At 44.8% G+C, this 8,403-nt stretch carries 8 protein-coding genes; 1 reads left to right on the forward strand and 7 read right to left on the reverse strand.

Annotated features, from left to right (window positions below):
- Window positions 1-251 precede the first annotated feature (251 nt).
- From NZ848_RS20265 to nadA, 3 genes are all read right to left on the reverse strand, one after another.
- On the reverse strand, window positions 252-857 hold the full coding sequence (locus NZ848_RS20265; protein ID WP_101728205.1) for a superoxide dismutase: 606 nt from the start codon (window positions 855-857) through the stop codon (window positions 252-254).
- Window positions 858-945: 88 nt separating this feature from the next.
- The gene (locus NZ848_RS20270; protein ID WP_259017042.1) at window positions 946-1,407 is read right to left on the reverse strand and encodes a nucleoside deaminase; all 462 of its coding nucleotides are present in this window, start codon (window positions 1,405-1,407) and stop codon (window positions 946-948) included.
- Between the two features lie 61 nt (window positions 1,408-1,468).
- Window positions 1,469-2,428: a quinolinate synthase NadA gene (nadA, locus tag NZ848_RS20275; protein ID WP_259017036.1), complete on the reverse strand. Its 960-nt coding sequence runs from the start codon at window positions 2,426-2,428 to the stop codon at window positions 1,469-1,471.
- 247 nt (window positions 2,429-2,675) lie between these two features.
- Between nadA and NZ848_RS20280 the strand changes: the two genes are divergently transcribed.
- Window positions 2,676-4,217: a YifB family Mg chelatase-like AAA ATPase gene (locus NZ848_RS20280; RefSeq protein WP_259017037.1), complete on the forward strand. Its 1,542-nt coding sequence runs from the start codon at window positions 2,676-2,678 to the stop codon at window positions 4,215-4,217.
- A 97-nt stretch (window positions 4,218-4,314) separates the two neighbouring features.
- Here the strand turns inward: NZ848_RS20280 and NZ848_RS20285 are convergent, their stop codons facing one another.
- From NZ848_RS20285 to NZ848_RS20300, 4 genes are all read right to left on the reverse strand, one after another.
- The gene (locus NZ848_RS20285; RefSeq protein ID WP_259017038.1) at window positions 4,315-5,772 is read right to left on the reverse strand and encodes a Gfo/Idh/MocA family protein; all 1,458 of its coding nucleotides are present in this window, start codon (window positions 5,770-5,772) and stop codon (window positions 4,315-4,317) included.
- A 203-nt stretch (window positions 5,773-5,975) separates the two neighbouring features.
- Entirely contained in the window at window positions 5,976-7,502 is a 1,527-nt protein-coding gene (locus tag NZ848_RS20290; protein ID WP_259017039.1) for an alpha/beta hydrolase family protein, read from the reverse strand.
- 169 nt (window positions 7,503-7,671) lie between these two features.
- Window positions 7,672-7,965, reverse strand: a complete 294-nt coding sequence (locus NZ848_RS20295) for a type II toxin-antitoxin system RelE/ParE family toxin (RefSeq protein ID WP_259017040.1) — start codon at window positions 7,963-7,965, stop codon at window positions 7,672-7,674.
- Window position 7,966: 1 nt separating this feature from the next.
- Window positions 7,967-8,212, reverse strand: a complete 246-nt coding sequence (locus NZ848_RS20300) for a type II toxin-antitoxin system ParD family antitoxin (RefSeq protein WP_253532315.1) — start codon at window positions 8,210-8,212, stop codon at window positions 7,967-7,969.
- Window positions 8,213-8,403 lie beyond the last annotated feature (191 nt).

Consider the following 8,403-nt stretch of genomic DNA (forward strand, 5'->3'; position numbering starts at 1 on the left):
AGAATTATATTTATTGCATATTAAGCCGGATGTCATTAAAATACATTACTAAATCCAAAAAAAACACAAAATGCCAATGTATATACATGTATGCAATTTAGCTGAAGTGGCTTACAGCACCTCCGGAGTAAACACTCAATAAACCAAAACACTGAAAGAACAAAGAAACGGGTAGGCCGATTGATAAATTAAAAGCCGACTCAAAATCTGATTTGAGCCGGCTTTTATATATCAATAGAACGAGAATAATTTTATTTACCTGAATACAATTTCGCTACTGCATCCCAGCTCACTACATTCCAGAATGTATCTACGTAGTCAGGGCGTTTGTTCTGGAATTTCAGATAATAGGCGTGTTCCCAAACATCAAGACCCAGAATCGGTGTGCCTTTTTTATCTGCCACGTCCATCAAAGGATTATCCTGATTAGGAGTAGACGTAATAAATAACTTCCCATCGGCATCGGCTGCTAACCATGCCCAACCCGAACCGAAACGTCCAAGAGCCGCTTTTTTAAACTCATCTTTGAAAGTATCAAAAGAGCCAAAAGCCTCATCAATTGCTTTGCCAAGGTCGCCGGTAGGGGCACCACCGCCATTAGGAGACAAAATGTTCCAGAATAAATCATGGTTGAAATGGCCACCACCGTTGTTTCTTACAGGCGCAGGGTATTTGCTGATATTTGTCAGCAATTCTTTCAAACTTAAACCTTCTAATTCAGTACCTGCAATGGCATTGTTGAGATTAGTTACATAGGTTTGGTGATGACGGTCATGGTGGATTTCCATTGTTGCCTTATCAAAATGAGGCTCCAGTGCGTCACTTGCGTAAGGGAGCGGATCGAGTGTGTATGCCATATCTTAAAGAAAGTTTTAATTGTGATTATCAAATAACTTAGTGTTGAATGTAACGCCGTAGCTATTAGTTTAACGCGAAGCGCTAAAATTATGTTCGCAAATTTCTGAAAAAATTCTTCATTAGTGTTTCGCAATCCTTTTCCAGAATGCCTTTTACGAGCGTAGTTTTAGGATGAAGAATATTGGGAGAAACCCTGGAAAAACCACGTTTCGGGTCAGATGCCCCATATACAATCCGGTCAATCTGCGACCACCCCAAAGCCCCGGCGCACATAACGCAGGGTTCAAGCGTTACATATAAAGTGCAGTCTTTCAGGTATTTGGCGCCCAGAAATTGTGAGGCAGCGGTAATGGCAATTATCTCGGCATGTGCAGTTACGTCGTTCAGTTGTTCGGTCTGGTTGGTACCCTTGCCTATAATTTTGCTGCCCCCTGCTACTACAATTGCCCCCACCGGAATTTCTCCGGCATCACCTGCCTGAATGGCTAAATCTAATGCTTTGGCCATGAAGTATTCGTGTGAGTATAGCGGATAAGATTGCCCCACAATAGTAGATGGTTATAATAAAGGCTTCCTGAAACAGGAAGCGCGGGTAAAATCAATATTAAAATTACAACCCAAACTTCGTCGATAACTCCAGCATCCTTTCAATAGGTTTGCGGGCCTCTGCTATAATTTCAGGCGATAAGGTTATTTCAGGCGCTTCATCTCTCAGGCACAAATAAAGTTTCTCGAGTGTGTTGAGCTTCATGTGCGGGCAGTCTGAACAAGCCTGGCAAGCATGACCATTCTTAGACGTAGGCGCCACTATGAACTTCTTGTCAGGCACGGCTTTGCGCATCTGATGCAAAATGCCCGACTCAGTAGCCACAATAAATTCTTTCTCAGGGCTGTTAATTACGTATTTTAATAATCCGGTTGTAGATCCGATATAGTCGGCCAGTTGCAAAACAGATTCTTCGCTTTCTGGGTGCGCCACAACCAGCGCGGCAGGGTGTTTGGCTTTTAAATCCTGAATCATTTTACCAGAGAAGGTCTCATGCACCATACAGGCGCCGTCCCACAAAACCATGTTCCGGCCTGTTACTCTGTTAATGTATCCGCCCAGGTTTTTATCAGGGGCAAAAATTATCTTCTGGTCTTTCGGGAAACTCTCCACAATCTTTACCGCATTGCTGCTGGTGCAAACCACGTCTGTCAGGGTTTTCAGAGCTGCAGAGCAGTTTACGTAAGATATCACAATGTGGTCCGGGTGTTGTGCTTTAAACGTCGCAAATTCATCGGCCGGGGCTGACTCCTCCAAAGAACACCCGGCGTTCATATCCGGAAGCACCACTTTCTTTTGCGGCGACAATATCTTTGCTGTTTCTGCCATGAAGCGCACACCGGCAAAAACAATCATGTCGGCATCTGTTTTAGCTGCCTGCTGAGAAAGCCCCAGGCTGTCGCCTATGTAATCGGCAATGTCCTGAATTTCAGCTACCTGATAATAATGTACCAGAATAACGGCATTCTTTTCTTTCTTTAGTCGTGCTATTTCAGCAACATAATCAATATTTTCCTTTACCATCTTCATTCTATTTGTAAAAACTGTCAATAAAACGCAAAACCTTTACTGGTTTTAGCTGCAAAGATATTGCTACTTTTGTATCTTTAATGCAATAACAATTTTTACTTACGCAAAATCTCATTCATACTGAAATAGTTTCCCGGTTCAGCCAAAACAATAGCCCTTACAAGCCTAAGTTTACGTGATTGAAAGCAGGATTTGTTTAGTATTAAAATGATGGTTTAATTTGACAGAAAAAAACGATTATATGTTATCAAAAACCTTTGGGGCTGCTGTATATGGAGTAAATGCCACCTTGATAACAGTTGAAGTAAGTGTAGTACAAGGCATCGGGATGTCTATAGTAGGGCTGCCCGATGGTGCTGTGAAAGAAAGTCAACAACGTATTGATGCTGCGCTAAAAAACTGCAATTATCAGATTTCCAGACAAAAAACGGTTATTAATCTGGCTCCGGCCGATATCCGGAAGGAAGGGTCGGCTTATGATTTGCCGATGGCTGTGGGTATCCTGACAGCGGGTGAGTTAATCAGCCCGGCTAAAAATCTGGAAGAATATGTGATTCTGGGCGAACTGGCCCTCGATGGTACCCTTCGGCCCATTAAGGGCGTGCTGCCGATTGCTATAGAAGCGCGGAGGTCAAAGCTGAAAGGATTTATTCTGCCTGCTGAAAATGCCATGGAGGCTTCTATCGTTAATAACCTGGATATTATAGGGGTAAAGACCTTAACAGAAGCCATTGATTTTATAATCGGTGAGAAAGAAATAGAGCCGCTGGTAACCGATACACGTGATATTTTCTATAACTCGATTAACGAATATGAAGCAGATTTCTCTCATGTGCAGGGGCAGGAGAATATCAAACGAGCCATGGAAATTGCCGCGGCCGGTGGGCATAATGTAATTATGATAGGCCCGCCGGGGGCAGGTAAAACCATGCTTGCCAAACGTATTCCGTCTATTTTACCTCCGCTGACACTCCATGAAGCGCTTGAGACAACCAAGATTCATTCGGTAGCCGGAAAACTGGGCTTAAAGGCCTCATTAATTGCCCGTAGGCCGTTCCGCGCACCACATCATACCATTTCAGATGCGGCTCTGGTAGGAGGGGGCGGGTTTCCGCAACCCGGTGAAATTTCGCTGGCACATAACGGGGTTTTGTTTCTGGATGAATTACCCGAGTTTAAACGCACCGTACTGGAAGTAATGCGCCAGCCACTGGAAGAACGGAAGGTGGTGATATCAAGAACAAGACAGGCGGTTGAGTTTCCGGCCAATTTTATGCTCATAGCCAGCATGAACCCATGCCCCTGCGGATTTTATAATCATCCGGAAAAAGAATGTACCTGTCCACCCGGAACCGTTGGCAAATATCTGAACCGGATTTCAGGGCCCTTGCTCGACAGAATTGATTTGCACGTAGAGGTAACACCGGTGAGTTTCGACCAGATTTCATCTACCCGCAAGAATGAATCATCGGCTGTTATCAGAGAAAGAGTGATAAAAGCAAGGGAGATACAGACTAGTAGGTTTGAAAAATATCCGGATATTCATTCTAATGCCATGATGCCGCCCGAAATGGTGAAAGAAATATGTGAAATAGGTGATGCCGGAAAAGCGCTTCTGAAAAAAGCTATGGAGCGCCTGGGGCTTTCGGCCAGAGCTTACGACCGGATTCTGAAAGTATCGCGCACGATTGCCGATCTGGCAGAGTCGGAAGAAATAAGGATTGAGCATCTGGCAGAAGCCATTCAGTTCAGAAGTCTGGACAGAGAAAGCTGGGCGGGCTGATAATTGAAAGTAGCTTAAAAAAGAGAAGGCTGTTCTTGATTTTGATTGCTCAAAACTCAATGACAGCCTTCTTGATTATCTCTGAAAATCAAATTTACTAAACTTTCCAGCCATCGCGGTAAGAAGTTCTTCCTACAAACTGGTTGGCTTCTTCCAGGTTAGTAATTCTCATGTTCTCTCCGTCCCAAAGTAGTTTTTTGCGTGCGTAGAATTCCGCCTGCCCTTTGCTGTTTTCTCTGCGTAGCATATAGCTTCTGATAGCCAGGTTACCCATTAAAACAGTTTCTGTCATTGGTCCTGCATAATCAAAAGAAGAGGTAAGCCCTTTGTGTTCTTTGCTGTTAAAGCCGGCCTTACAGGCGTCTACCCATCTGCGTTGGTGGCCATATTCAGGCTCTATATCTTTTGGCAGGTCGGGGCCTAGTTCTTTTGTGCCATCATTCAGGAATAATTTAGGCATCATTGGCGAGCTGTCATTGATGTTCGTGGTTATAATGCCCTTTTCACCAATAATCATCACACCATTGCTGCTGTTGGTACCGCCAATATCCTCATTAGCCGGTATGATATCCGGGTGAGCAGGTCTGATACCTCCATCACTCCAGGTCATTTCAATCGGCGATTTACTTTTAGCAGTAGCGCCAAAATGAAGGGTAATAAATGAAGAAGCCGGGCAACCTTCAGGGTTGTATTCTGGCGACCACATTTTTGTATAAACCGAAGCAACACTACATTCGGCGTCAGTAGGGTATTTTAATCCTAATGTTCTGAACGGAATATCTATCAGGTGGCAGCCCACATCGCCCAAAGCTCCGGTGCCGTAATCCCACCAGCCTCTCCAGCCAAACGGATGCAGATTCGGAATATACGGTTTATATTCATTTGGGCCCAGCCAGAGGTTCCAGTCTAAGTCTTTAGGTTTCAGGCTGTCGTCTGGTTTTGGCATAGCATTTCCTTGTGGCCATACCGGGCGGTTGGTCCATATCTGTACTTTGGCAATTTTACCCAGTTTGCCAGAGTCTACCCAAGCCTGTACGGTTTTAAGCAAAGGGTTAGATGCCCCCTGATTACCCATTTGGCTCACAATTTTATGCTTTCTGGCCATTTCGGTTAGCATACGTGCCTCGCGGATATTGTGCGTCATTGGTTTTTGCACATACACGTGTTTGCCGCGTTCCATGGCAAAAGCTGCTGCAGGCCCATGTACGTGGTCAGGCGTAGAAATGGTTACAGCGTCAATGTCTTTTTGCTTATCCAGCATCTCGCGGTAGTCGGCAAAAAGCTTGGCATTAGGGAATAGCTTGACAGTTTCTTTGGCTGAGCCTGAAAAGTCGACATCGCAAAGTGCCACAATTCGTTCTCTGCCTTTTACTGAAGCATTGGTGATGTCGCTGCGGCCTTTACCTCCGGCACCGATAGCAGCAATGTTAAGCTGGTCGCTGGGAGAAATAAACCCTACACCACCGAGCACGTTCCGGGGAACTATAAAAAAAGAAGACGCAATGGCTCCTTTTTTAATGAATTCTCTCCGGGATTCACTTGATTTTTCTTTCATGTTTAAAACGCTGTATAAAAGGATTGAATGATTACGGTTTTAGGTAATAAGGTCTGAAGCAAAGCTAGTTGTTTTGGCTTTGCTAAAGTAAATAATTATGCACTTATAATGGGTCAGTGAGGAAATTATTTTATTGCCAATCAGCTAAATAGAATAATTTCCGCGCCTTATTACCAAAAGCAAAATAATTGTGGCGCCGCGCTTTACTTCTGATACTTCAAAACCCTGCTGGCCCAGGGTATAAAGTGCTGCATATTCGGCCAGTCGGTATGGCCACCGTCGTGTTGTCGCCAGGCAAGATGCCCATCCAGCATATCTTTGTTTACAGGCGGCATCTTTTCTTTGGTGTAATCGTTCGATACCCCCAGGTCTTTTGCACCTAATAACCTGAATACTTCTCCTGCTGCTATGGTTGCCATATAACTGCCCTGCTGGTCCAGCCAGCGGGCGTCTCCTTTCTCAGGTATGCCGTAACTGATAAACGTGGGTCTTGGCGCACATAAGGCAATCAATTCGTGCGAGTCAACGGGTAAGTCACAGCCGGTTTTTCTGCCAAAAGAGGCTTCTTCCGCGCCGTATTTCATATAATTACCGGCCATCCAGTAGTATTCTCCGCCTGTAAGACTTTCAACGGCTTCGCCAAACACCCGGCGGTGAAGCGTAGCACCCCCTTTGCCTGAAGAGCCAATCAGTCCGATAGCGAAACGGGTTTCAAAAGCCAGTGTAACCAAAGCAGCTTTGCCATAGCGTGAAACGCCCTCAATACCTACCCGCTTGGCGTCTACTGCTGGGTCGGTCTCTAAATAATCAAGGCCTCTTGCGGCACCCCAGGCCCATGCTCTCAAGGCTCCCCAGTCATCAGGTTTGCGGGGCTGGCCTTTATTGACCAGGCCTATAATACCGCGGGTTATGCCTGCACCGTTATCAGCCTGTATACTGGCAGGGTCAATGGTTGCATAGCCCCAGCCTGCGGCCAGCAGTTGCTCGGTAGAGGGCGACTCGCCGTTTACCGGTGGCGCAAAGAAGTTAGGCCCCGGTAAGCGGGTAATAGGCAAGTACGCAGGGTATTGGTCAAAAACAGCCTTCAGAGAAGGGTCATGCTTAATCATCATGTCTTTAAAAGCGGCGTTGATTTTCTCCATGTGCTCCGGGCTGGGCTGTGCCGGGGCAGGGAACGACGGCCTGCCGAACATCATCAAAACCGGTACGGGGCCTTTTACGTTGGCTGGTACCACCAACATCATATTGATGTCGACATTGATGAGCGGGTATTCACTATTGTCTACATGGCCTATTAGCTGTTTCGCTACCACAGGTATGCGTCCTATCAGTTCTTTGTCGGTTATTTTTACTGTCCAGGTTACGGCAGGTATTTTATCAGGCAGGCGGCCATACACTTCGCGTTCCAGGTCTTCTATCAGTTCGGGGCGGCGCTTGTTCCACCAGTCTTCTGGCGTTGTTACTTTTTTCCCGTTTTTGAGGGTTAGTGCATCGGGTAGTACCGGACACGGATTCGCCATTGCTTCATCATAATTGGCATGATTCGGGGCAGATTCATTTCCACTCGGGCCGGGTCTCAGGCGTTTAATACCCAGTTGCCACATCATGTTTTCATGATCCTGTTGGTCAGTAAAAGTTACAGGAGAGGGTAGTTGCGCCGTAGAAGAGGCCGTTTTTTGCGCCACAACGCATGATGACAAAAGCCACAGAGCAAAGAGAATTCTTTTCATCGGTTTATAAGATTGAATGGTTTCTTTTTTAGGAGATTTGTGGATTTACAGAACTGTCAGGGAGTATCAGTATTCTGATTTAAAGCTAAACCGGAAAGCGGGGATTTCAAAGTATTAGGGGATTTTTGTATAAAGGGAGTTTAGGCACTAAACAGCAAATCGCATCATGTTAAAGACGGTTTTTTACATCAATGCTTACATGTGATATACGGATTATTTCTGTTATACCCTCAGAAGATATTCTGTAGAAAATGTAGTGCTTACCATATTGTGTCTTTTTGTAGCCGGGTAACACATAATCAATAGGTTTCCCAATTATATGTCCATTTTCTATTGAGTTGAAAGATGCCAGTATGCCTCCAATATATTTATCGGCTTGTTCACATGACCATTCTTGAATTGTATAGTCCCAAATATCCTCTAAATCCTGTTGTGCAAGTTGCGAAATTCTGTATTCAGACATATCAACCTACAGATTTTCGTCTTAACTTTTCCTGAAATTCCTGAGGATTAAAACCTTCAACAAACCCGCTCTGCTCGCCTTCTCTCAATGCCTGTTTCAAAAGCTTTAGTTTTTCTTCTTCCTGCTCTAGTAAACGTAATCCGGCTCTAATCACCTCACTGGTTGATGCGTAACGGCCTGCTTCAATCTGCCTTTGAATGAAGGAGTCAAAATGAGACCCAATGGATATAGATGTATTTTTGCTCATGGTATTAATTGTTACCTAAACAAAAATACCAAAAATTGGTAACTTTGACAAATGCTTTACCCAACAAAAAAGAGGCTGTCTAAAAAGGTCTAAAAAATAGGAATCCCCGGTCAAAAAAGACGCGGGGATTTTTCTTTGTTCCTCTAAAAAGTGTTATCTTAGAGGTGCAACACAAAGAGAAGATGAAGATA

The sequence above is a fragment of the Emticicia fluvialis genome (assembly GCF_024793945.1).
GTDB lineage: Bacteria > Bacteroidota > Bacteroidia > Cytophagales > Spirosomataceae > Emticicia > Emticicia fluvialis.

What these genes read in the sequence shown, in the direction of transcription:
- NZ848_RS20265 (WP_101728205.1), bottom strand. Translation starts at nt 857, where the DNA reads ATGGCATACACACTCGATCCGCTCCCTTACGCAAGTGACGCACTGGAG.
- nadA (WP_259017036.1), bottom strand. Translation starts at nt 2,428, where the DNA reads ATGGTAAAGGAAAATATTGATTATGTTGCTGAAATAGCACGACTAAAG.
- NZ848_RS20280 (WP_259017037.1), top strand. Translation starts at nt 2,676, where the DNA reads ATGTTATCAAAAACCTTTGGGGCTGCTGTATATGGAGTAAATGCCACC.
- NZ848_RS20285 (WP_259017038.1), bottom strand. Translation starts at nt 5,772, where the DNA reads ATGAAAGAAAAATCAAGTGAATCCCGGAGAGAATTCATTAAAAAAGGA.
- NZ848_RS20290 (WP_259017039.1), bottom strand. Translation starts at nt 7,502, where the DNA reads ATGAAAAGAATTCTCTTTGCTCTGTGGCTTTTGTCATCATGCGTTGTG.
- NZ848_RS20295 (WP_259017040.1), bottom strand. Translation starts at nt 7,965, where the DNA reads ATGTCTGAATACAGAATTTCGCAACTTGCACAACAGGATTTAGAGGAT.
- NZ848_RS20300 (WP_253532315.1), bottom strand. Translation starts at nt 8,212, where the DNA reads ATGAGCAAAAATACATCTATATCCATTGGGTCTCATTTTGACTCCTTC.